26 protein-coding genes and 1 tRNA gene are annotated in these 22,274 nt (G+C 61.2%); 10 read left to right on the top strand and 17 right to left on the bottom strand.

Going from position 1 to position 22,274, the window contains the following annotated elements:
* Positions 1-15: 15 nt before the first annotated feature.
* The 8 genes from ACILSE_RS05860 to ACILSE_RS05825 all read right to left on the bottom strand — a co-directional run bounded on the left by ACILSE_RS05860 (position 16) and on the right by ACILSE_RS05825 (position 6,846).
* Positions 16-699 (bottom strand): SDR family oxidoreductase, encoded by a 684-nt coding sequence (locus tag ACILSE_RS05860; RefSeq protein ID WP_395716431.1) that lies wholly within the window; start codon positions 697-699, stop codon positions 16-18.
* On the bottom strand, positions 696-2,309 hold the full coding sequence (locus ACILSE_RS05855) for a peptide chain release factor 3 (protein ID WP_395716430.1): 1,614 nt from the start codon (positions 2,307-2,309) through the stop codon (positions 696-698). Before ACILSE_RS05855 ends, ACILSE_RS05860 begins: the two co-directional genes overlap by 4 nt.
* Positions 2,310-2,378: 69 nt before the next feature.
* Positions 2,379-3,494, bottom strand: a complete 1,116-nt coding sequence (locus tag ACILSE_RS05850) for a glutathionylspermidine synthase family protein (protein WP_395716429.1) — start codon at positions 3,492-3,494, stop codon at positions 2,379-2,381.
* A 6-nt stretch (positions 3,495-3,500) separates the two neighbouring features.
* A complete protein-coding gene (locus ACILSE_RS05845) occupies positions 3,501-4,088 on the bottom strand; it encodes a hypothetical protein (RefSeq protein WP_395716428.1) in 588 nt (195 codons plus the stop codon).
* 11 nt (positions 4,089-4,099) lie between these two features.
* Positions 4,100-4,342, bottom strand: coding sequence for a DUF350 domain-containing protein (locus ACILSE_RS05840; protein ID WP_395716427.1), 243 nt, complete (start codon positions 4,340-4,342; stop codon positions 4,100-4,102).
* A 100-nt stretch (positions 4,343-4,442) separates the two neighbouring features.
* Positions 4,443-5,276 carry a tRNA pseudouridine(38-40) synthase TruA gene (gene truA / locus ACILSE_RS05835; RefSeq protein WP_395716426.1) on the bottom strand — a complete coding sequence of 278 codons (834 nt, stop codon included), beginning with the start codon at positions 5,274-5,276 and terminating at the stop codon, positions 4,443-4,445.
* The gene (ruvX, locus tag ACILSE_RS05830) at positions 5,251-5,742 is read right to left on the bottom strand and encodes a Holliday junction resolvase RuvX (RefSeq protein WP_395716425.1); all 492 of its coding nucleotides are present in this window, start codon (positions 5,740-5,742) and stop codon (positions 5,251-5,253) included. The genes truA and ruvX overlap by 26 nt, the downstream gene beginning before the upstream one ends.
* Positions 5,743-5,760: 18 nt before the next feature.
* Positions 5,761-6,846, bottom strand: coding sequence for a mannose-1-phosphate guanylyltransferase (locus tag ACILSE_RS05825; RefSeq protein ID WP_395716424.1), 1,086 nt, complete (start codon positions 6,844-6,846; stop codon positions 5,761-5,763).
* Positions 6,847-6,926: 80 nt separating this feature from the next.
* Between ACILSE_RS05825 and ACILSE_RS05820 the strand changes: the two genes are divergently transcribed.
* Positions 6,927-7,256 (top strand): hypothetical protein, encoded by a 330-nt coding sequence (locus ACILSE_RS05820; RefSeq protein WP_395716423.1) that lies wholly within the window; start codon positions 6,927-6,929, stop codon positions 7,254-7,256.
* Here the strand turns inward: ACILSE_RS05820 and ACILSE_RS05815 are convergent.
* Both ACILSE_RS05815 and ACILSE_RS05810 read right to left on the bottom strand, forming a co-directional pair.
* Positions 7,211-7,498 (bottom strand): GIY-YIG nuclease family protein, encoded by a 288-nt coding sequence (locus tag ACILSE_RS05815; RefSeq protein ID WP_395716422.1) that lies wholly within the window; start codon positions 7,496-7,498, stop codon positions 7,211-7,213. The two genes, ACILSE_RS05820 and ACILSE_RS05815, sit on opposite strands and share 46 nt — an antisense overlap.
* Positions 7,499-7,655: 157 nt before the next feature.
* A tRNA-Ser gene (locus tag ACILSE_RS05810) sits at positions 7,656-7,745 on the bottom strand.
* Positions 7,746-7,863: 118 nt separating this feature from the next.
* Here ACILSE_RS05810 and ACILSE_RS05805 point away from each other — a divergent pair.
* Entirely contained in the window at positions 7,864-8,094 is a 231-nt protein-coding gene (locus ACILSE_RS05805) for a hypothetical protein (protein ID WP_395716421.1), read from the top strand.
* Here the strand turns inward: ACILSE_RS05805 and ACILSE_RS05800 are convergent.
* Positions 8,069-8,692 (bottom strand): DNA-3-methyladenine glycosylase, encoded by a 624-nt coding sequence (locus ACILSE_RS05800; protein WP_395716420.1) that lies wholly within the window; start codon positions 8,690-8,692, stop codon positions 8,069-8,071. The two genes, ACILSE_RS05805 and ACILSE_RS05800, sit on opposite strands and share 26 nt — an antisense overlap.
* Before the next feature lie 3 nt (positions 8,693-8,695).
* Entirely contained in the window at positions 8,696-9,451 is a 756-nt protein-coding gene (locus ACILSE_RS05795) for a Nif3-like dinuclear metal center hexameric protein (RefSeq protein WP_395716419.1), read from the bottom strand.
* A gap of 39 nt (positions 9,452-9,490) precedes the next feature.
* On the opposite strand from ACILSE_RS05795, the gene ACILSE_RS05790 reads away from it, so the two are divergent.
* Both ACILSE_RS05790 and gluQRS read left to right on the top strand, forming a co-directional pair.
* Positions 9,491-10,249: a hypothetical protein gene (locus tag ACILSE_RS05790; RefSeq protein ID WP_395716418.1), complete on the top strand. Its 759-nt coding sequence runs from the start codon at positions 9,491-9,493 to the stop codon at positions 10,247-10,249.
* Between the two features lie 11 nt (positions 10,250-10,260).
* Positions 10,261-11,091, top strand: a complete 831-nt coding sequence (gluQRS, locus tag ACILSE_RS05785; RefSeq protein WP_395716417.1) for a tRNA glutamyl-Q(34) synthetase GluQRS — start codon at positions 10,261-10,263, stop codon at positions 11,089-11,091.
* Here gluQRS and ACILSE_RS05780 read toward each other — a convergent pair whose 3' ends face one another.
* A complete protein-coding gene (locus ACILSE_RS05780; RefSeq protein ID WP_395716416.1) occupies positions 11,092-11,814 on the bottom strand; it encodes a hypothetical protein in 723 nt (240 codons plus the stop codon).
* Positions 11,815-11,956: 142 nt separating this feature from the next.
* On the opposite strand from ACILSE_RS05780, the gene hemL reads away from it, so the two are divergent.
* A complete protein-coding gene (gene hemL / locus ACILSE_RS05775; protein ID WP_395716415.1) occupies positions 11,957-13,243 on the top strand; it encodes a glutamate-1-semialdehyde 2,1-aminomutase in 1,287 nt (428 codons plus the stop codon).
* An 11-nt stretch (positions 13,244-13,254) separates the two neighbouring features.
* Entirely contained in the window at positions 13,255-13,602 is a 348-nt protein-coding gene (locus tag ACILSE_RS05770; RefSeq protein WP_395716414.1) for a cupin domain-containing protein, read from the top strand.
* A 12-nt stretch (positions 13,603-13,614) separates the two neighbouring features.
* Here ACILSE_RS05770 and ychF read toward each other — a convergent pair whose 3' ends face one another.
* Positions 13,615-14,730 carry a redox-regulated ATPase YchF gene (gene ychF / locus ACILSE_RS05765; RefSeq protein WP_395716413.1) on the bottom strand — a complete coding sequence of 372 codons (1,116 nt, stop codon included), beginning with the start codon at positions 14,728-14,730 and terminating at the stop codon, positions 13,615-13,617.
* Positions 14,731-14,827: 97 nt separating this feature from the next.
* Here ychF and tgt point away from each other — a divergent pair, with 97 nt between their 5' ends.
* The 3 genes from tgt (at position 14,828) to secD (ending at position 18,864) form a co-directional block, all read left to right on the top strand.
* Positions 14,828-15,967: a tRNA guanosine(34) transglycosylase Tgt gene (tgt, locus tag ACILSE_RS05760; protein ID WP_395716412.1), complete on the top strand. Its 1,140-nt coding sequence runs from the start codon at positions 14,828-14,830 to the stop codon at positions 15,965-15,967.
* On the top strand, positions 15,964-16,311 hold the full coding sequence (yajC, locus tag ACILSE_RS05755; RefSeq protein WP_395716411.1) for a preprotein translocase subunit YajC: 348 nt from the start codon (positions 15,964-15,966) through the stop codon (positions 16,309-16,311). The genes tgt and yajC overlap by 4 nt, the downstream gene beginning before the upstream one ends.
* A gap of 129 nt (positions 16,312-16,440) precedes the next feature.
* Positions 16,441-18,864 carry a protein translocase subunit SecD gene (gene secD, locus ACILSE_RS05750; protein WP_395716410.1) on the top strand — a complete coding sequence of 808 codons (2,424 nt, stop codon included), beginning with the start codon at positions 16,441-16,443 and terminating at the stop codon, positions 18,862-18,864.
* A 186-nt stretch (positions 18,865-19,050) separates the two neighbouring features.
* On the opposite strand, the gene ACILSE_RS05745 is transcribed toward secD, so the two are convergent.
* Both ACILSE_RS05745 and ACILSE_RS05740 read right to left on the bottom strand, forming a co-directional pair.
* Positions 19,051-19,983 carry a L,D-transpeptidase family protein gene (locus ACILSE_RS05745; RefSeq protein WP_395716409.1) on the bottom strand — a complete coding sequence of 311 codons (933 nt, stop codon included), beginning with the start codon at positions 19,981-19,983 and terminating at the stop codon, positions 19,051-19,053.
* Between the two features lie 59 nt (positions 19,984-20,042).
* Complete coding sequence (locus ACILSE_RS05740; protein ID WP_395716408.1) at positions 20,043-20,696, bottom strand: HAD family hydrolase; 654 nt, start codon at positions 20,694-20,696, stop codon at positions 20,043-20,045.
* 68 nt (positions 20,697-20,764) lie between these two features.
* On the opposite strand from ACILSE_RS05740, the gene ACILSE_RS05735 reads away from it, so the two are divergent.
* Positions 20,765-21,562, top strand: coding sequence for a histidinol-phosphatase HisJ family protein (locus ACILSE_RS05735; protein WP_395716407.1), 798 nt, complete (start codon positions 20,765-20,767; stop codon positions 21,560-21,562).
* A 6-nt stretch (positions 21,563-21,568) separates the two neighbouring features.
* On the opposite strand, the gene ACILSE_RS05730 is transcribed toward ACILSE_RS05735, so the two are convergent.
* Positions 21,569-22,240, bottom strand: a complete 672-nt coding sequence (locus ACILSE_RS05730; RefSeq protein WP_395716406.1) for a response regulator transcription factor — start codon at positions 22,238-22,240, stop codon at positions 21,569-21,571.
* Positions 22,241-22,274 lie beyond the last annotated feature (34 nt).

Here is a 22,274-nt window from a genome sequence, read left to right as displayed (position 1 = left end):
ATGGTCAAGCGACAGTCAGCCGCCAGGAACGGTCAGCGGCTTGCCGTTGTCCTTGCGCCCCAGCTTCATGAAGAACGGCACGGCGCGTCGGGCCCAATCGTCCGCATCCGGAAAACCGCCTGCGCCACCGCCGAAGGTGCTGCGCAGCATGTCGGTGTCGATGATGCCGGGATTCATCGGAATGACGGCCACCTTGCCGCCCGTGTCCTGTGCCGTGGCCATGCTGAGTCCTTCGATGGCGTATTTCGTCGCGCAATACGGCGCCACATCGGCCGCCGTGCAACGTCCCCAGCCGGAGGAGAAGTTCACGATCACACCACCGCCGCGTTTCAGCATCGCAGGCAGCAGATGGCGCATCATCGCGGCCGGGCCCTTGATATTGATGTCCACGATGCGGCTGAACTCCTCCGCGCTCGTCTCCCACAGCGGCGCGTTCGGATTGATGATCGCCGCATTGTTCAAAACGAGGTCCGGCGGGCCGAAATGATCGAGAATCGCCGCACAGAAGGCCGCGACTTCGTTTTCGCGCGAGACATCGCACGCGCTGAAAAAGTGGGGTTTCGCGAATTCACGGCCCAATTCGGCGATTTGGTCCTCATTTCGCCCACAACCCGCGATTTGCCATCCCGCTTCGACAAACAACGGAATCATGGCGCGTCCCAGCCCGCGCGTGCAGCCGGTGATGACAACGTTTTTCATGGTTTTGGCTCTTCAACGACCTCATCCCATGGAATCTCCGACAGCTCGGCGTTCGGGTTGCGGCGCTCAAAGTAGTTGATGGCCCATTGATCGCTGAAGAAGACGACCCAGCGATTTTCGGTGTCTTGTGCTGTCGTGACACCGCCGGGGATGTCGAAATCCTCAATGCTGCCGCCGTCCTTCGTGCGCACCCAGCGCAACACGGTGTAAGGGGCGTTCTCGAGGCGGCTTTGCGCGTTGTATTCGCTTTCGAGGCGGTATTGCACGACTTCGAACTGCAAGGGGCCGACCGCACCGAGCAATGGAACGCGTTGCCCGGCATGCGGCTGGATGAATTGCTGCACAACACCTTCACTGAGCAACTGCTCAAGGCCTTCGCGGAAGCGTTTGTAGTGCGCGGTGCTCGGGTTGTGCAGGTAGGCGAAGACTTCGGGCGCGAAGCGCGGGATTTCGTCGAATTTGAGCTTTGGATCGGTCGAGAGCGTGTCGCCGATGCCGAAGCCGTAGTTGCCGACGATGCCGACGACGTCGCCAGCGTAGGACTCGTTCACCGTCTCGCGATCCTGCGCGAAAAGCTTCTGCGAATTGGCGAGGCGCACCGTTTTGCCAGTGCGCGTGTGCACGGCCTGCATGTCGCGCTCGAACTTGCCGCTGACGATGCGGATGAAGCTCATGCGGTCGCGATGACGCGGGTCCATGTTGGCCTGGATCTTGAAAACAAAGCCCGAGAAGGCCTCCTGAGTCGGTTCGATGATGCGGCCGTCATCGGCCTTGCGCGCCTTCGGCGGTGGCGCGAGCTCCAGGAAGCCGTCGAGCAGCAACTGCACGCCGAAGTTGTTGCTGGCGCTGCCGAAAAAGACGGGCGTGAGCTCACCGCGATCAATCGCACCGCGATCATAGGCATGACCGGCACCGTCGAGCATCTCGATCTCCATTTTCGCCTGCTCGAGCGCATCGGAGGCCACGTGCTGGCCGATGAAGTCATCATCGAGGCCGCCCACCTTCTCCGGCGCGCGATACGCGCCGTGCGCGGTGCGCTCGAAGAGATGCACGTCCTTTTTGATGCGGTCATAAACGCCGCGGAATTGCTGGCCGAGGCCGAGCGGCCAGTTGATGGCGCACGCGCCGATGCCGAGCACGGTTTCGAGCTCGTCGAGCAGCGTGAGAGGCTCGCGCGCGGGGCGGTCGAGCTTGTTCATGAAGGTGAAGATGGGCACGCCGCGGCGGCGGCAGACTTCGAAGAGCTTGCGCGTCTGCGCCTCGATGCCTTTACCGGCGTCGATCACCATGATCGCGGCATCGACGGCGGTGAGGACGCGGTAGGTGTCCTCGGAGAAGTCCTTGTGACCTGGCGTGTCGAGCAGGTTCACGATGCAGTCCTTGTACTCAAACTGCAGCACGGTGGAGCTCACGGAAATGCCACGCTGCTTTTCGAGCTCCATCCAGTCGGACGTTGTCGCGCGCTGGTTTTTGCGTGCCGTGACACTGCCCGCGAGCGCGACTGCTCCGCCGTAGAGCAGGAGCTTTTCGGTGAGCGTCGTTTTACCGGCGTCCGGGTGCGAGATGATCGCGAAAGAGCGACGGCGGGCGATTTGGGCTTCGTTGGGCATGAGGGGCGATGTTCATGCCTCATGGGGATGAGGGTTTCAAATGACGAAACCAGAATTCCGAATGTTGAATCAGAAGCGATGCGGCACGAAGCGGCTGCCGTTGGAGGTGATGCGTGAGGTGTCCTCGCGGATGCCGATGCCGGCAGGCACGCCGCCGATGATCCAGGAGCCGATGACGGGGTGATGGCCGCTGAAGCTGATCTCGGGATGGAGGGCTTGATAGACTTTGGGTTGTGATGCCCAAGGGCCGTCGCTTTGCTCCAGCAGGCTGTTGTTACGCACGAGGCGCACATTGGTGCCTTCGCGGCCAAAGTAGGGCTTTTCGACGTGGCTGGGCATGCCGTCTGGCTTGAAAGAGGCGCGCAGCAGGTTGGGATGGCCGTCGAACATTTCCCACAGCAGGACGAGGAAGGCTTTGTTGCTCCACAGCATCTTCCAAACGGGCTCGATGAAACGCTGGCAGCGGTTTGGCAGATGGCAGGCGAAATCCTCCATCCACATCCATTCCCAAGGGTAGAGCTTGAAGAGCCAGTCGATGGCTTTGTCCTCGTGATCGACAAAACGATGCCAGCCGGGATGCCAGCCGAGATCCTCGACTGCGAAATCGACGGTGGTTTTGCCCGCCTGCCTGCAAGTGTCGATCAGGTAGAGCAGCGTGCGCCAGTCCTCTTCCGAATCACGTTGGGCGCAGAAGTGGATCTGATCGCCTTTCCATGCCGGCCAGGAGGCGAGGAGCTGCTCATGAATGGAGTTGAACTGGTCGTCGTGAGGACGTGTCTGCTGCAGCCATTGCCATTGGATGACCGAGGCTTCGAGCAGGCCGGTGGGCGTGTCGGCGTTGTATTCGAGCAGCTTCGGGTCGCCGTTGCCATCCCACATGAGATCAAAGCGCCCGTAAAGGGAGAGGTCATCGCGTTCCCAGGAGGCGATGATCTCACGCCACGCTGGTTCGGAGATGGCGAGGCGCTCGCGCCAGTTGTCACGGATCGCACGTTCCGCTGCCTCGATGCAGAGCCGCTGGAGTTCACGCGTGGCCTTTTCCAGTCGCTCAATCTCCACGGCGGTGAAGCGGTAGTAGGCGGACTCGTCCCAGTAGAGCTGCCCGTCGATGGTGTGATAGGTGAGGCCGAGCGCCTCGACCTGCGTCTGCCAGTCGGCGCGAGGTTTTTCGGTGATGCGTTGCACGGGGGATTAAGAACCGGAGAAAAAACCGGATGACCGGCCGGTGCTGCCAAAGCCGCCACGGCTGGTGATGGAGGAGATCGTTTTCGTCGCCTGGCTGTGCTGCACGCCGTTGTGGACGGGTGCGCCAGACGGTTGCAGACCGTAGTCGCCAGCGGGCGGCTTGAAATCGGCGGGCTGGGTTGTGGTGCCGGCTGTGGCACCGCCGATGGGGGTGGCAAGGCCGAAACCATGCACTCCGCCGCGATAGTAAGGCGAGGACGAGTGGTAAGCCTGCGTGCTGTGATAGCGGGACCATCTTCCGCAGCGGTAGTAGCCCCAGCGCGAGTCGAAGTGGTCGTAAGGGTAGGGGAACCATCCGGCACAGGGCGCGTGGTAGTAGCCGAGATGCGCATCATAGGCGTTGTGCGGCGGGATTTCACGCGAGACATCCGAGCCGGGGCGGAAGGCCGGCAACGAGGCGCGCATGGCCGGGCTGAGCGCCTCGGGAGGCAGGATGGTGGTGCTGTGGACTCCTGGTGGCGGTTCTCTGCGGCATCCCGTGAAGCCCAGGCTCGCCCCGGCCAGGGTCAGCATGACGACTCTGCTGCGTTTCATGAGCCGGTGGGTTAATTGCTCATGGCGGCCGCCAGGATGAGTGACACGCCGATGATGACGCTGCCCGCCAGGATGGCCGCTGCGACATTCTTGTTTTCAAAAATCTCCGCGTGGAGATTCCCTGGCGTCATTTTGTCGAACAACTTGTAGCCGATGATGGCCATGACAATGCCAGCCAGCCCGAAGACGGCAAACATGAAGAGACCATGGGAAACGGAGTATTCGGCAAGGATGGGATGAGGCAGGAGTGACATGTTTAATGAGTTGGTTGAGCAATGACTGGAAGCGGGAGGCTAGGAGAATGCCCAGGCCGGTGAAAAGACAAATTACACGTCCGCGCTGATTTTATCGGTATCACGCGGCCATGTAGTTCACGCGCACGAGATACAAACCGCACGCTGGCGCGGTTTGATTGTTCTGTTTGCCGCTGGGATCGGTGAGAAGGCTCTCGAACCACTCCTTCGGCTCACGTTTGCGGGCGACGTGGATCAGGCTGCCGACGATGAGGCGCACCATTTTGTAGAGGAAGCCGTCGCCTTCGAATTCGAGCTCCAAAACATCGCCGACCTCACGCAAATCGGCGCGATGGATGGTGCGCGTGGTTTTCTCCGGCAGCGTGCGGCGTTCGGTTTCGGGCATGTCGCCACGATTGGCGCTGAGGCGGATGAAATTGTGCGTTCCAGTGAGTTTTTCGCAGCACCAGCGGAGCGCGTCCATGTCTAGCGGGCCATAGACATGCCAGGCGCGATCCGCCTCGAAGGGCGAGAGCATGCGCGGCCGCCAGATGCGGTAGCGATAGACTTTGCATGCGGCATCGAAGCGTGCATGGAACCGTGGATCGGCTTCTTCGGCGTGCAAAACGCGAATGGTGAGCGGCAGGCAGGCGTTGAGCGCGTTCACCCACGCATCGCCGTTCATGCGCACGGTTTCGGGCACGTCGCAATGCGCGACTTGGGCGAGCGCATGCACTCCAGCGTCGGTGCGGCCGCTGCCTTGCACCTGCGTGACTATAGCAGTGGCTTTTCTGATGGCGGCATTGATTTCATCCTGCACACCGCCACCACCCTCCTGGCTCTGCCAGCCCTTCCACGGCGTGCCGCAGTAGGCGATGGTGAGGCGAAGCCGCTTGAAGCCGGGCGCGGGCGCGTGGCGCAGGCCAGCCTTACTTTCGACGTCGCTTCGGCTCATCGGTCCAGTTGAGTTCGTAGGCTTCATCAGGCAGCAGGAAGCCCTCCGGGCCGCGCTGCTGGTTCAAATACTGCTGCAGAATGACAACGGCGGCGATTTGATCGACGACTTCGTTGCGCTCGCGTTTGCCGGTGATGCCCGCACGTGAGAGAGCGGCCTCGGCCTCGACGGAGGAGAGTCTCTCATCGACGAATTCGACGGGGACGGCATGCCGCAGTTCCTTTCCGAGGCTGGCGGCAAATTTTTCGACACGTTCCGCAGCCCCGCCTTTCTCACCGCTCATGTGGTAAGGCATGCCGATGACGATTTTGCCGATATGCTTTTCCTTCACGATGCGGGAGATCGCACGTTCCGGCTCATGATTCGCGTCGATCGTTTTCAGAGGACTGGCGACGATCTCCATCTCGTCGCTGATGGCGAGCCCGATGCGCACGGTGCCGTGGTCGATGGCGAGGATGCGTGGCATCTTTGTGGAGGGAAATACTCAGCGCAGCTCCTGAGGAAGGCCATCGACAAGCTTCTTGATCGTTTCCGCGCGGGCGCGGTCGGTCACGAGCAGTCCGTCCTTGGCGGCGACGACGATGAGGTCCTGCACGCCGATGAGCGCGATGTGCTGGCCGGTTTGCGAGAAGATGATGTTGTTCGCGGCGTCCTGCTGTGAGAAGGCGCAGTTGAACTGGTTGCCGTCGCTGTCGTGGTTCAAGTAGCGGCCCACGCTGGTCCAGTTGCCCACGTCGTCCCAATCGAAGGTGGATTCGATGTTGAGAACACGTGACGCCTTTTCCATGAGCGCGTAGTCGATCGAAAGCTTCGGCAGCTTGCCGAACTGGCGCGTGACGGTAGCGTTGAAATCCTTCGAACTGCGCAGCTCGGAGACAAAGTCGGCCAGCGCAGGACAATGGCGGCTGAGCTCGCTGAAGATGGCCGGGATCGTCCAGATGAACATGCCTGCATTCCAAAGGAAATTGCCCTGGCTGATGAAATGCTCGGCGAGGTCGGGATTCGGCTTCTCACGGAAGCGGGCGACCTCCCACGCGGAAAGATCGTCCATGCCGCTGATGCCGGCCTTCCTGCCACGCTCGACATAGCCGTAGCTGGGGCAGGCCCAGGTGGGTTTGATACCCACGGTGACGAGGTTGCCGCTGATTTCGGCCGCGATGGCGGCGTTTTTCAGCACGCGCTGAAACTCAGCCTTGTTCTGAATCAAATGATCGGCAGGCAGCACGATCATCGTCGCCATCGGATCACGGGCGACGACCCAGCCGACGGCGAGGGCGATGGCGGGTGCGGTGTCGCGTTTTTCGGGCTCGGCGACGATGTTTTCGGCGGGCAGATCCTTCGCGATCGCGCGGACGCTGGCCTCCTGCTGCTTGTTGGTGAGAATGAGGATGTTTTCCCTTGGTACAAAACCATCCAGACGTTCGATGGTGAGCTCCAGCAGCGTCTTGTCACCAAAGAGCTTGAGTAGCTGCTTCGGCTGCGCGTCACGGCTGATGGGCCAGAAGCGCTGGCCGCTGCCGCCAGCGAGAATGAGAGCGTAGCGTTTGGGGTTTGCGGCGTTTTGGGTCATGACTGCTCCTTTTTAGCTGGAAAGCGGGAAACGGGCAAATTCCTCTTTGGTGAATCACGCTCCGCGGCTATGGTCCTCTCATGCAACAAAACCATTCCGCTCCTGGTTATGACGCTTACGCCTCGCTCATCGCCCCCGCTGCCGCCGGCTGCGCGCTGGGCATTCTCTTCGGCCGCGGCATGCGCCGTGGCTCGTCGAATGTGATCGCTCTCGCGATGCTGGCCGCCAGCGCCGTCGTGGCCGCGCCGGTCATCACCGATCTGGTGCAGCGCACCGCTTACCGTCCGGGCAGCGAGCGCGGCAGCCGCCGCCGTCTGGAAGGCATCCGCAGCCACGGCATGCCCGATGCGGAGTCGAGTGAATTTTACTCGATGGACACGCCGGAGACATTTCCGGCGGTGACTCGTTGAGGACGCAGCCGTTTTCGTGCAAAAGCGATGCCCGAAGCTGTTTTGAGGTATCTTTCGAAGGCAAGAGCCTGCTCGCGATCAGAGAAAGCCAGATAGGTTTCAAGAATCCATGGCACAAACTTCTTGGTATGAGCGGACTTTCCCGCGTTGTGTTCTGCAAGACGCTGCCGAAGGTCTTCCGTAAAGCCTGTATAGATCTCCTTTGGTGCGAATTGGCTGCGAAGAAGGTAAACGTAGAACATGGTTTCCAATTCTGGATGGGGCACGATCCCAAGAGCAAGTTTTCATTCGAAGATTGCTGAGTCGGCGTGCCGTTCGTAGCCGGGGAGAAAACGGTAGCCCGTCCTTCGCTCTTCGAGCTACGGAGGGCATTCTTCACCTCCTAAAGTCGGCGAAGAATGGCGGAGAGGGAGGGATTCGAACCCTCGGTGGAGTTACCCCCACGTCTGATTTCGAGTCAGGTGCCTTCAACCACTCAGCCACCTCTCCTTGGAATCGCGAGCGCGGCGAGACTAACGCCCGGCGCGTGGAATGCAAGGCGCGGCTTACAATGAGTTTGCGGATTTCCAGTTGAGTTCAGGTCGGGCTGGCGATCTTTGCCGCCGTCATGAAAACCATCTGCCAAATCCTCTCCGTGCTCATCGGGCTCTTTGCCGCGCTCTGCATGGTTCCCAGCCTCATTCCTCTTCTGGGGGCGCTGAACTGGCTCGTCCTTGTGTTCTGTGTGGCAGGCATCGTCTTCGGCGTCTTCCCGGAGAAAAAAATCGGCCTCACGATCAATGTCGCCGTGGGCGTCGTGGCCCTGGTGCGCCTCATTTTGGGAGGCGGCGTGGCGTAACGGCCGGCGGCTTCACCTTGCCGTGCCTCACGCTGAGATGCGGGCTGTGACGTGAAAGGAAACGCCAGGGGAAATCCACCGCCTGGCTGATGCCGACACGGATGTCGGTGACAACGTCGTGCTTCTCATCCTGCGACCACTTCAAGCCGCAGCCTGCTGGTTTGCCGCTTCCACACAGAATCGTACCGTGGTCATTTCCGGTAAATCCGAGCGCCATGGCCAGCTTCCCTGGTCCTGAGCACAGTTCGTGAAGCTTTCCGCGCTGGCGTCGACGCTGCATGGCCTCAATGCCGCGCCTCGGCTCCAAGGCACGAATGAGGATCAGTCCATCACGTGAGCCGCCTTTGACGAGCAGGTTGAAGAGCCAGTACATGCCGTAATTGAAATAGACGTAGGCAGTTCCGGGCGGCTTGGAGCGCACAAACTCCCGTGCGCTTGGACGTGAGGCGGTGTGGCAGGCGGGATCGTCCTCGACCGCGTAGGCCTCGGTTTCGATGATGATGCCAGAACAGCCGTTCCAAACCAGTTCGACGCCGACGAGGTCGCGTGCCACGTCGAGAACGTCACGCTCGAAGAAATCACGCTTCAACCAGCTCATGGCTCATAATCCGGTCGGATGATCGACAAACTCCCACGGAATGCCAAACTTCGCCTCGATGTGAGCCGAGAGCGCTTTCACGCCGAAGGTCTCGGTGGCGTAGTGGCCGCCGTAGATGAGATTGATGCCGAGCTCCTCGGCCAGCGTATAGCTCCAGTGCGGACCTTCGCCCGTGATGAAGGTGTCGATGCCGTTTTTCGCCGCCGTGGCCACCTCGCTGCCCGCGCCGCCGGTCATTATGCCGATTTTGCGGCAGATGGACGGTCCTGCGGCGCAGACATGCACGCGAGAACCGGTGGCAGCCTGGAGTCGCTTTACCAGCTCGTCACGATCGATTTCAGTCTCGATGCGGGCACCATTGTCGGTGCCTTTGGTCTTCATGAAGGTGCCGCAGGGCTCCAACCCGAGCGCACGAGCTACACCGGCGTCGTTTCCGAGCGTGGGATGAAAATCGAGCGGCAGATGACAACTGTAAACGGCCAGTCCAGCCTCGATGGCGAGCTTCATCTTTTGAAATACCGGGCCGGTCCACGGCTGCGCGGTGTTCCAGAACATGCCGTGATGCACGATGAGCAAATCGGCACGTGCTGCGACCGCCTTGTGCATCACTGGCAACGTGGCATCCACGGCGGCGACGATGCGCGTGACCGTCCCGGCTGCGTTTTCGAGCTGCAGACCGTTGTAGGCGTTCGCGTAATCGGGGATTTCCGCGATGCGCAGTTCGGTGTCGAGGTGGCTGACGAGGTCGGCGAGATTCATGCTGGACGTTGAAGGAGTCGGTTTGATAGCATGCGCACCATGTGCTGCTTCACAGGAAAAGTCGAGGAGGTCAAAAACACACGCATCTTTGCGCGGCTGGGCGAGCATGGGAACCAGGTGATCATCTATCAGATGTCGCTCAAAGCGGACGCTGATCTCGCGATGGTTCTGCCCATTCCGGTCAAAGAAGGCACCGGCGAGGATGCGGTGAAGTTTTTCGACTTCTCGAAGTATGAGAACGTGTTCTCAGATCTGTGGGATTTGTTCCCGATTCCGCCGAGCCGTGGCGGTGATCCGTTCGGTGCCGCGCCTGCGGCAGAGGGTTATTCGCTGAAAGTCGTCTCCGTCGGTGCCTACGACGCGAGCTTTGTGCCGACCATCGCCGACTTCAAACGGCTGGATGCGCGATTCCGCCTGCCAGAGGGTGTTTGGGCAAAGCTGCCGGGCTACGCGGACTTTGGTTTTGCAGTCTTCAAATTGAAGCCAGGCAACGCACAGGTGCATCCCATGGCCTTTTCGTTCCCGAGCGCCTTGAGCGGCACCGTGTTCTTTCCCACGCTGCATATACACGATGGCGAGGTGCATCCGAAGGAGCATTTCGACCACACACTCTACCTGCAAGCACCTGCGGCCAATCTTTCTCGCGGCGGCTGGCAGGAATCGCCAGGCCTGGCCGTGACGAAGGTCAAATGCGGGCTCACCCACGGCATGATCCGTCCTGATTTGCATGTCTATCAGCAGGTCATGCGCGGGAAATTCGACAACGGCGATGTCGTGGCGAAGGTGCGCGCCGCCTGAACCCGCCGCCCATGCCTGAAGTCACCCGTTTCGCCCCCAGTCCCACCGGATGGCTGCATCTGGGGCATGCTTACGCGGCGCTGTTTGCCCACGAAAAAGCTGCTGGAGGCCGGTTTTTGATCCGACTCGAGGACATCGACGGCACCCGGGCACGACCGGAATATGAAGAAGCGATCTTCGAGGACCTAGCTTGGCTGGGTTTGAGCTGGGAAACTCCCGTGCGTCGTCAAAGCGATCACTTCGATGACTATCGCGCTGCTTTGGCGAAGCTGGAGGCACAGGACGTGTTGTATCCGTGCTTCTGCACACGGCGCGAGATTCAGGACGAGATCGTCCGCGCTGGCAATGCGCCGCAAGGGCCGGACGGGCCGCTTTATCCGGGAACCTGCCGGAATCGCAGTGCAGACGAGCGTGCGGAACGCATCGGCAAAGGCGAGGCGTATGCGCTACGCTTGGATGTGGCCAAGGCGTCGTCTTTGATCAGCGGCGAACTCGTATGGCAGGATCGCGGTCGCGGCCGTTTCAAGGCGCGGCCCGATGTGTTTGGCGATGTCGTGCTGGCGCGCAAGGATACGCCGGCGAGCTATCATCTCGCCGTAGTGGTCGATGACGCGCTCCAGGGCATCACGCTGGTCACGCGGGGCGAGGATTTGCTGGAGGCGACGCATCTGCACCGCCTGTTGCAGGCGCTTCTGGGCCTTCCGGTGCCCGAATGGCATCATCACCGCCTGATCACGGACGAAACCGGCAAGCGCCTCGCGAAACGCGATGATGCGCGCTCACTGCGCAGCTTGCGTGCGGGAGGATGGACGCCGGAACGCGTGAAAGCGGCTCTGCTTTGATCAAAACACAAACGGCGGCGGGATGATCTGCACGCCACCACCGCCGAGTGGGTTTCCCTTGGTCTCCTCGATCTCGGACACAACACCGTCCTTGAAACTGACACTGAGCGTGCCGACCTCGACCTTCACATAGACCACGGTTTGCACGAGATTGCCAAATGCATCGCGTCCGGTGGTGGTCTGCGGAACGCTGTCATAGATGCTGAACTCGAGTTTCTCCTCCTTGCCCTGCGCATTGACCTTCGCGCTGCTGCGGGAGGGCTTGCCAAGGGATGCCTTCACCTCCTGGCTGGTCATGCCGAGCGCGACCTGATGGTTCTGAATGAGTTCCTCCACCTTCTTGGTGCGCTCGTGGAGCTTTTTGAGGTTGGTGGCCAGGTTCGGGTCGGGCGAAATGACATCGGTCTGTCGAACCCAGCCTGCGACATCCCCGTGGCGGGCACGCCCACGAACACGGTAGGCCGTGTCCGACATGGCGATCAGCGTGACCAATGTTCCGGGGGCGAAGGAACCCAGGGCGCCCTGGAGCTTGCTGCTGGGATAAACTGGCGCCTCCAACTGCACTTTGACGACGACAGGCTTCGGCGTCATGCCTTCCACAGAAAAGGTGCCCGGATCCAGAGTCTGGAGGGAGGATTTGTTCCGAGGTGAAGGTGTGACCACCTGCGCTTGGGCCGCTTGAGTCACAAACAGGGTGAGGAAGATCAAACGGATCGCTTTCATGGGGTGCGCTTGGAGTTCGGAGTTGAGAATACCCGACTCCGACGCCTTCGGGCAACCTTTTGTTCGACGGCCAGGGCCTTTCGCGTATCCCTGCGCTTCTGACATTCGTCATAAGCTCATTCTGATTTCGTCATTCTGACCCATGCCTAACGGACCTCTCTCCACCAAGCTCTTCGATCTCGCCAAGCAATACATCCCCGGCGGCGTGAACTCGCCCGTGCGTGCCTTCCGCAACGTGGGCGGCGATCCGTTTTTCGTGAAGCGGGCCAAAGGCTGCCGCATCTACGATGTCGATGACCGCTGCATGATCGACTACGTCGGCACCTGGGGCCCGGCGATCCTTGGCCATGCGCCGATTCCCGTCATCGAGGCGATCCATCGCGCGGCGAAGGAAGGTGTCAGCTTTGGCATCCCGAACCTCTACGAGGTGGAGATGGCCAAAACGATCTGCGAGTGGGTGCCGAGCATTCAAAAAGTGCGCATGGTGAGCAGCGGCACCGAGGCGACGATGAGCGCGATCCGTCTCGCCCGCGGCTTCACGAAGCGTGACCGCCTCGTGAAGTTTGACGGCTGCTACCACGGCCACAGCGACAGCTTGCTCGTGGCCGCAGGCAGCGGAGCGCTCACCCATGGCAATCCGGATAGCGCGGGCGTGCCGAAGGATTTCGCGGCTTTGACGAGCGTTTTGCCCTTCAATGACGAAGCGGCGCTGGAGGAGCTTTTTGCACAAAAAGGCCACGAAATCGCCTGCGTGATCGTGGAGCCCTATCCGGCGAATGCGGGCCTGATTTTGCCCAAACCGGGCTTTTTGGCCAAACTGCGCGAAATCACCGCCAAACACGGCGCGCTGCTTATTTTCGACGAGGTGATGACAGGTTTCCGACTCGCCAAAGGCGGCGTGCAGGAGCTGGAGAAGATCACGCCGGACCTGACCTGCCTTGGCAAGGTCATCGGCGGTGGTTTGCCCGTGGGAGCCTTCGGCGGACGTGCGGATGTGATGGATTACCTCGCGCCGATTGGCCCGGTGTATCAAGCGGGCACGCTCAGCGGCAATCCGGTGGCGCTTGCCGCGGGTTTGGCGCAGCTTCGCGAGATCGAAAGGCTCGGCGGCTACTCGCTGCTCGAAAATCTCGGCCAGACAATGGAGGACGCCGTGCTCGACGTGCTCAAGAAGAAGGGCCTCGGCTACCAGTGGTATCGCAAAGGCAGCATGTTCTGCCTCTTCTTCACCGAGAAGCCCGTCCACAGCCTGCAAGACGCCAAAACGAGCGACCTCGCGGCCTTCCGCAAATTCTTCCACCACTGCCTCGACAACGGCGTGTACTTCGCGCCGAGCCAGTTCGAGACCGGCTTCATCAGCATGGCCCACAGCAAAGTGGACCTCGACCAGACCGCCGAAGTCGCCGCCGCGGCGCTGGCGGCGCTTTGATGCTTATGACCATGAACGAGCCTAAATTCGCTGTCGCCCAACTGGATGAGATCACGCCGACGCCTTGTCCGTGCGGGCAGGCTCGCCGGGCCTTCAAGGAGCCCTGGAACACGCTGGCGACGGTGCATCTGACGGACATTCACGCGGACTCAAAGGCGCACTGGCATGAGAAGATGACGGAGATCTACATCGTTCTGGAGGGCGAGGGCCATCTGGAGGCGGACGGGCAGATCATTCCGCTGAAACCGATGACGACGGTGATGATCCGGCCGGGCTGCGTGCATCGCGCGGTCGGCAAACTGAAGATCATCAACGTGCCGATGCCGCCGTTTGATCCGGCGGATGAGTTTGAGGTGTGAGGCTTCCTGGCCTCACACATTAAACCGCCATTCGACGACGTCGCCGTCGCGCATGACGTATTCCTTGCCTTCGATGCGCAGCTTGCCTTTTTCGCGGCACTTCGCGTGGGACCCGAGTTCGACGAGGTCGTTGAAGTGCACGATTTCACCCGCGATGAAGCCGCGCTCGAAATCGCCGTGGATCACGCCGGCGGCCTGCGGGGCCTTCATGCCCTTCGTGATGGTCCAGGCGCGCGTTTCCTTCTCACCGGTGGTCAAATAGGTCTGCAGGCCGAGCAAATCATACGCGCCTTTGATGAGGCGCGACACGCCGCTGTCCGTCACGCCGATGTCGGCGAGGTACGCTTTCGCGTCTTCATCGCTGAGGTCGATCAATTCGCTCTCGATGGCGGCGCTGACGACAACGGCGGTGGCTTCGTGCGCGTGTTTGACGTATTCGCGCACTTTGCCGACGAAGGGATGATTGTCCGGATCTTTGGACGCGGAGGCGAGATCACTTTCGGCCACGTTGCAGGCGAAGATGCAGGGCTTCGAGGTCAGCAGGAAGAAGGTCTTGAGCAGTTTGCGCTCGTCATCGCTGAGTTCGAGCGTGACGGCGGGTTTTCCGGCGTCGAAGTGCGGGATGAGCTTCTCACAGAGAGAAAGCTCGGCTTTGGCCTCTTTTTCGCCCCGTTTGGCATTTTTTTCGGCCTTGTCCTTGCGACGCTGCACGGCGTCCATGTCGGCGAGAATGAGTTCGGTGTTGATGACTTCAATGTCGGCCACGGGATCAATGCTGCCGCTCACGTGCGTGATGTCGCCATTTTCAAAGCAGCGCACGACGTGGACGATGGCGTCCACCTCGCGGATGTGACTCAAAAACTTGTTTCCGAGGCCCTCGCCCTGGCTGGCACCCTTCACGAGACCGGCAATATCGACGAACTCGATCGCAGCCGGGACGAGCTTCTGCGAGCCGGAGAGCTTCGAAAGCACCGCGAGGCGTTCGTCAGGCACGGTGACGACGCCGGTGTTTGGCTCGATGGTGCAGAAAGGATAGTTCGCCGCCTCCGCCTTGCGGGTGCGGGTGACGGCATTAAAAAGGGTGGATTTGCCAACGTTCGGAAGGCCAACGATACCGGCTCTGAGCATAAGGGCGGCGAGAGTAGGGCGGATTGAGAAATGAGCAAGGCGGCGTTGCGTCCTGAGGGCACATCGGCGAGACTCCCTGCCCTTTTTCCGGCCCCGCATGCCTTTTGAACTTCTCGCCACTGATTCCTCGTCTCTCGCCCGTCGCGGGCGGCTGACGACGCCGCATGGCGTGGTGGAGACGCCGGTTTTCATGCCGGTGGGCACGCAGGGCACGGTGAAGGCCGTGCATCCGCAGGAGCTGAAGGCGCTGGGCGCGCAGATCATCCTCGGGAACACCTACCACCTCTTTGTGAGGCCCGGGATGGAGATCATGAAGGAAGCAGACGGCCTGCATGCCTTCTCGAACTGGGACCGGCCCATTTTGACGGACAGCGGCGGCTTCCAGGTCTTCTCGCTGGCGAAACTGCGCAAAATCAAAGAGGAAGGCGTTCACTTTCAGAACCACCTCGACGGCACGCCGATGTTCATCGGGCCGGAAACAAGCATGGAGATCCAGGCGACGCTCGGATCGGACATCGCGATGCTTTTCGACGAATGCACGCCGTATCCCTGTGAGGCCAAAGAAGCCTCCAAAAGCCTCGATTTGACCCTCCGGTGGGCAAAACGCTGCCGCGAGTGGATCGACCAAAACCGTCCGCAGACCGGCGGCGGGTCGCAGCAGCACTTCGGCATCGTGCAGGGCAGTGTGTATGAGGATTTGCGGAAAAAATCCGCCCGCGAACTCGTCGCGATGGGTTTTGACGGTTACGCCATCGGTGGTCTGAGCGTCGGCGAGCCCGAGGAGGACATGATGCGCATCGCCGAGTGGGTGACGCCGCTGCTTCCCGCCAATCAAGCTCGCTACGCCATGGGCCTCGGCACGCCGCCGCAGGTCATCGAGCTCATCGCCCGCGGGATCGACATGTTCGACTGCGTTTTGCCCACGCGACTGGCCCGCAACGGCACTGCCTTCACCCACGACGGGATGATGAACCTGCGGAATGCCTGCTACGCCCGCGATTTCCGCCCCATCGCCGAGGACACGCATCCGCTCGTCCAGGGCTTCTCACGGGCCTACATCCGGCATTTGGTGATGGCTCAGGAGATCATGGGTTTGCGGTTGATTTCTCTTCATAACCTGCATTTCTACGCGTCCCTCACGTCCAGGGCACGTCAAGCGATCGAACAGGGTTGTTTCGCCGAGTTCAGGGCGGAGGTAGTCGCCCGCTACAAAAACACTCCCTCCCCCGAATCATGAACACTTCTTCCTTTGAAAATACCCTCATCCTGGCCCAGGCCGCCGGACAGCAGGGTGGCATCCTCGGCAGCCCGATGATGCTCCCGATCCTCATGATCGTGGTGATGTACTTCATCATCTTCCGCCCGCAGCAGAAGCGCATGAAGGAGCATCAGGCCCTCATCGCCGCCGTGAAGGTGGGCGACCATGTCATCATGGAGAGCGGCGTGCACGGCATCATCACCAGCGTGAAGGACCGCACCGTCATGGTGAAGATCGCCGACAATGTGAAGGTCGAGTTCGAGCGCTCCAAGATCGCCGCCGTGACGAAGAAGTCGGACGTGGTCGAGGCGACACCCGCCTGACGGCGGAATGCCGAAACCCGAATGCCGAACATTCTTTCCTGATTCACACCACGCCCTCCGGTTCCGGCCACTCGTCATTCTGAATTCATCATTCTTCATTTTTAGTCCCAACCTCCAGCCAACCCGTTCATGAACCCCCTCGCCACCTTCCTCGTCGGTGCCACCATCCTGCTGATGCTGCTCGTCTATGTCGGCACCGCCGTCCACAAGACCAAGCGGATCACCGGCACGCTGCTCATCGCGCTGACTGCCTTCGCCTCCCTTTACACCGTGAACGCGCTGGGGATCAAATTTGGCATCGACCTCAAGGGCGGCAGCGAGTTCATCGTGAAGCTGGAGCCTGGCAAGAATGACGACGGCACGCCGCGTGCTGTGACAAGCTCTGACGTGCAGCAGGCCATCGGCATCCTGGAAAAGCGCCTCAGCCCGGACGGCTCGAAAGACCTCACGCTCCAGCCCGAGGGCACTGACCGCATCGTCATTCAGATGCCCGGCATCTCCCAGGAGGAGATCAAGGACGTGCGCGACAAGATCCAGCAGGTGGCGCACCTCGAATTCCGCCGCGTGCATCCCGATGGCAGAACGAAACTCGAGCAGATCAAGGCCCGCGGCGGCATCAAGGAGCCGGGTTGGGCAGAAATGCAGTACCGCGTGCCTGAGACCGCGAAGGACGGCACCGTGCTGGCCACCTCCGAGCTCGTGCGTGACATGCCGGACCTCGAGGGCGATGTCGTCGCAAAGGCCTACCGCATCGTTGATGCCGAGGGCAACAAGGTCGTGCTCGAACTCAACAGCGAGGGCGCGAAGCGCTTCGACGAGCTGGCCGCAGTGCACTACCAGAACCAGATGGCGATCATCGTGGACGGCTTCATCCATTCCGCGCCGGCGCTGCGCGCCAAAAACTACGGCGGCCGCGCGGAGATCTCCGGCGGCAGCAAGGGCTTCAGCCCGCAGGAGGCCGACACGCTGGCCACGCTGCTGAACAATCCGCTGCGCAACCCGATGATCATCCTCTCGGAAAGCTCCGTGTCCTCCGCCTACGGCCAGTCCTCGATCGACCAGGGGAAGTGGGTCGGCATCGCCGCGCTGGTCATCACCACGCTGTTCATGTTCTTCATCTACCGCCTCGCCGGTTTCGTGGCGATCATCGGTCTCGTCATCAACATGGCGATCCTGTTCGGCGCGATGTCGCTCTTCGGCTTCACACTGACCATGCCCGGCATCGCCGGCCTTGTGCTGACCATCGGCATGGCCGTGGACGCGAACGTGCTCATCTACGAGCGTCTGCGTGAGGAAATGGAGGCGGGCAAGTCCCTCGCGGCCGCGCTGGAGGCCGCGTATGAGAAGGCGTTCTCCGCCATCGCCGACTCGAACATCACCACGCTCATCTCGGCGGTCATCCTCTTCGCGATCTCCGGCGGCCTGGTCAAAGGATTCGCCGTCACGCTCATGATCGGCCTTCTGTCCTCCATGATCGGCGCGCTTATCGTCACCCGCGTGATCTTCATCTGGATCGTGGACAAGAACATCCTCACCCGAATCCACACCACCCGCATCATTCCGGACAAGGTTTTCGACATCCTGTCCTCCGCGCCGAAGTTCATCATCGCCTCACTGGTAGTGACCGCGATCTCCTTCGCCACCCTCTTCGTGAAGGGCCGGGAAGGCAGCCTCGGCATCGACTTCCGCGGCGGCGGTCGGGTGGACGTGGTGCTCAAGCCCGGCAAAAACATCACCGAGGAGGAGTTCGGCGCCGCTTTCAAAGGGCTCAAGCAGACGGACGGCAAGGACCTCGGCAGCTACTACATCCAGCCCAAGAAAGACCCCACCACCGGCGCGCTGAACCTGAGCATCCGCTGCGAGGAAAAGAGCAGCGCGGTGATCGAGGCCGCCATCACCGGCAAATGGAAGGACGACACCATCGCCGGCACCAGCATCGCCACAGTTGGCTCCGTGATCGGTGACGAGGCGATGAACACCTCGCTCATCGCCATGGCAGTCGCCCTCCTCGCCATCTTCATCTACCTGATGATGCGCTATGAGTTTGCCTTCGCCCTCGGTGCGATCATTGCGCTCTTCCATGACGTGCTCATGGTGCCCGGTCTGTGCGTTCTTTTCGGCCAGGAGCTCAGCATCATCCACGTCGGCGCGCTGCTCACCATCGCCGGTTACTCGATCAACGACACCATCGTCGTCTTCGACCGCATTCGTGAGACGATTCAGCGTGGTGGCGGCGGCAGCATGCGCGAAATGATGAACGAGGCCATCTGCAAGACGCTCTCCCGCACGCTCCTCACCGGCCCCACGGCGCTCGCTCCGATGATTGTGCTGCTTTTCCTCGGGAATCCGGCCATGCTCGAGTTCGCCATGCCGATCACCATCGGTGTGCTGCTTGGAACTTACTCCTCCATCTTCATCGCCAGCCCGCTCGTGCTCTGGTATGCGAAGAAGACCGGCACCAGCCTCAAGCGCCAGGTGCTCGACGCCCAGATCGAGCAGATGAAGGCCCAGCAGGCCATCGCCGCCGCGACTGCTGCGGGCGGGAAGGCGTAAAAAGCGTCCTGTCTATTTCAAGGCACGCGGTCGAAAGACCGCGTGCCTTTTTGTTGCTGGCTGCTGCCAGTCTGGCAGACCACACAGGCCCCTTCCCTCTCCAGTGATTTGCACCACCTTATCAAATCAAAAAGGCGGGCATTGCTGCCCGCCTCGTTGTTGATTTGATGAATCAAATGAAACCTGTTACTGCGCCGCGCCCGGCGCAGGAGCCGGATTCGCCGGCACGGCCGGTTTGACTTCTTCGGTAGGTGCGGATGAAGGTGTGCCGGGAGGAGAACCCAAAGGCGGCGGCGTTGGAGCCGGCGTGGTGCCATTGGTGGGGGCCGGGGCGGTGCCGGCCGGTTTTCCAGTGCCATTCCCGTTTCCACCAGTCGGACCGTTCGGATCGTCAGGTGCCAGCGCGGTGGCGGCTGCGGCCGCCGCAGCGGCATCCTCGGCCTTTTTCTTCGCAGCGGCATACTTGGCGGCATTCGCCTTCGCCTTTTCCGCTGACTGCTTGAGGTAACTCTGATAGTCGGGACCGTTCCCCGTGATCGTCACCGGTGTGCCGATGGACGTGTGCGCGAAGAGGATGGGAGCCATCTTGGAGGGCAGACGGATGCAGCCGTGCGAGGCGCGGCGGCCGGGTTTTGGAATCGGGCCGATGTGCATGCCCACGCCGTCGCCGGTCAGGCGCATGAAGTAAGTCATCTTCGCCGCCTCGAAACGTCCGCCGGGCGGCAGGAGGTCACGGCCCTGCTTGAAGTCCGAGTTCACCAGCTTGCCGTTCGCGTCGTAGCCTTTGCCGTAGAGGTTGGAGACCTTGTCCTTCACCTTTTCGAGGATTTTGAAGCTGCCTGTGGGCGTGGGGAAGCTCGGGATGCCGCTGGCCACATAGGTCCAGCCGACGAGTTCGTCGCCGCTGTAGAGCATGGCGCGCTGCACATCCACGTTGATGGCGATGCTGGTGATCGGCTTGTTGCCGCCGGTCCACTCACCGGGATACTTCCACTGCTCTTTCACCGGCTCTGGCGGCGGGGGCGGGGGCTTCTTTTTGAAAAGCTGGCAGGAAGCCAGGAAAACCGTGCCCAGCACAAGACCGGCACGCAGAAGGACAAGGGAAGTATGGGGTTTCACAGCGGGCCGATTCTAAGTGGCCTGTGTAAATCGCTCAAGCTGCGCGTGGCAGATTATTTTCAGCAAAGATCGAACAATTCGCCCGGCGCGGAAATGAGCGCGTCCGCGCCGTTCTCGCGCAACTCCTCCTCGCTGCGGAATCCCCAGCGAACGCCCACGGCGCGCATGCCGCCGGCTTTTGCGAAGGCCATGTCGATGCCTGAGTCACCGACATACGCCATCTCGTCCGTTTTAAGGCCGAGGAAGGCCGCCATCTCGCGCGCGCCATCCGGCGCCGGCTTGCGCGGGACTTCATTCCGCTGGCCGAGGATGTGGTCGAAGCAGCCTGTGCCGAAAAAGTGCTCCGTCATCGGCACCGTGAAGCGGTGTGCTTTGTTCGAGATCACGCCGAGCTTCATGCCGCGTGCCTTCAGCTCTGCCAGCATCTCCACGATGCCTGCATAAGGCCGCGTTTGCGCGTTCCACAGCGTGTCGTAATGCGCGCGATACTCCTCCACGCAAATCTTGATCAATGCGTCGCTCCGCACGGCTTCCGGCAGCGCGCGCTCGACGAGTTTCTCCATGCCATCGCCCACCATCTGCTTGAAAAGCTCCTGCTCGCAGCGCGGATAACCCCGCGCGTCCAGCATGCGATTGATCGACTCCGCGATGTCCGCGAGCGAGTCGATCAAAGTGCCGTCGAGGTCGAAAATGAAGGCTTTGAGGGAGGCCATGCAGCCTCCATGCCGCGAATTGCCGCCCGATCAACTTGCCAGAAGCCGCATTGCGGTGAAAAAGCCCCATGCTCACCGACTACCACACGCACACGCCGCTCTGTCTGCACGCCGAGGGCAATCCGGTCGATTATGCGCGGCATGCGCGGCAGATCGGCCTCGCGGAGATCGGCCTGTCGGACCACAACCCGATGCCTGAGCAGTACGACAACTGGCGCATGCCGCTCTCCGACCTGCCGCGCTACTTTGAACTCGTGCAGGAGGCGCGCGAGGCGCTGCCGGACTTCCCCATCCGTCTCGCACTCGAATGCGACCACATCGACGGCTATCAAAAGTGGATCGACGAAACCGCCGGCATGGCGGACTGGGATTACCTCATCGGCAGCGTGCATTACATCCACGACGGCATCGCGGTGGATGATCCGAAGCACGTCTCGCGCTGGAAGACCGCCGCCGATATCGAGCACATGTGGGGCATGTATTGGAAGCTCTACGAGCAGATGATCCGCACGCGGCAGTTTGACTTTCACGCGCATCCCGACCTCGCCAAACGCTTTGGTTTGCGACCTGCGGGCGATCTGCGGCACTATTACGAGCCCGTGATCCAGGCGCTCGTGGACACCAACGGTATCCTCGAAGTCAGCACCGCCGGGCTGCGCAAGGATGTGCGCGAAATCTACCCCGCCCGCGAGATGCTGGAGATGGCCTTCAGCGCGAAGGTGCCCATCGTCATCAATTCCGACGCCCATGTGCCCACCGATGTCGGCGTGGACTTTGACAAGGCGCTCGACCTCGTCCGCGGCGTCGGCTACACGACCACCGTGCGGTTTGAAAAACGTCAGCGCAAAGTCGTGCCGCTGCCTTGAGCGCCGTCATGCACCGCCCAGGGCATAACCCACGCCGCGTACGGTGCGGATGAGCTTCTTTTCGCGATCCTTGTCGATTTTTGAGCGCAGGCGCTGGATGTACACCTCCACCAGATTGGTTTCGGGGTCCATGTTGTAGCCCCACACATGCTCATAAATCTGCATGCGGCCGAAAACGCGGCCCGGGCTGCGCATCAGATGCTCCAGGAGCTCGAACTCGCGCGTGCTGAGCTCGATGTCCTCGCCACTGCGGCTCACTTTGCGCTCCAGCAGGTTCATGCACAGATCGTCCACGCGCAGCAGGTGGCTCGTATCGCCCGATTTGCGCCGCACCACGGTGTGCAGGCGCGCGGCCAGCTCCTCGACAAAGAACGGCTTCGTCATGTAGTCATCCGCGCCCAGATTCAACCCTTCGATCTTTTCCGGCAGCGTGCTGCGCGCGGTGAGCAGGATGACCGGCACGCTGTTGCGTTTCTCACGCAGGCCGCGCAGGATGCTCAGCCCGTCGCGACCGGGCACCATGATGTCGAGCACGAGGGCGTCGTAAGGCACCGTGGTGGCCATTTCCCAGGCCTCATCGCCGTCGCTGACCGCGTCCACCTGGATGCCCTGCTCTTCGAGTCCTTTTTTGGCAAAGGAGAGCAGTTTGGCCTGGTCTTCGACAAGAAGGATGCGCATGCGGCGGATGATGGGGTGCAAAGGAGGATTGTCC

The sequence above is a fragment of the Prosthecobacter sp. genome, from assembly GCF_044236155.1.
Taxonomy (GTDB): domain Bacteria; phylum Verrucomicrobiota; class Verrucomicrobiia; order Verrucomicrobiales; family Verrucomicrobiaceae; genus Prosthecobacter.
Note: the sequence above shows the minus strand (reverse complement) of the source record. Positions and strands in the feature narration are given on the sequence as shown.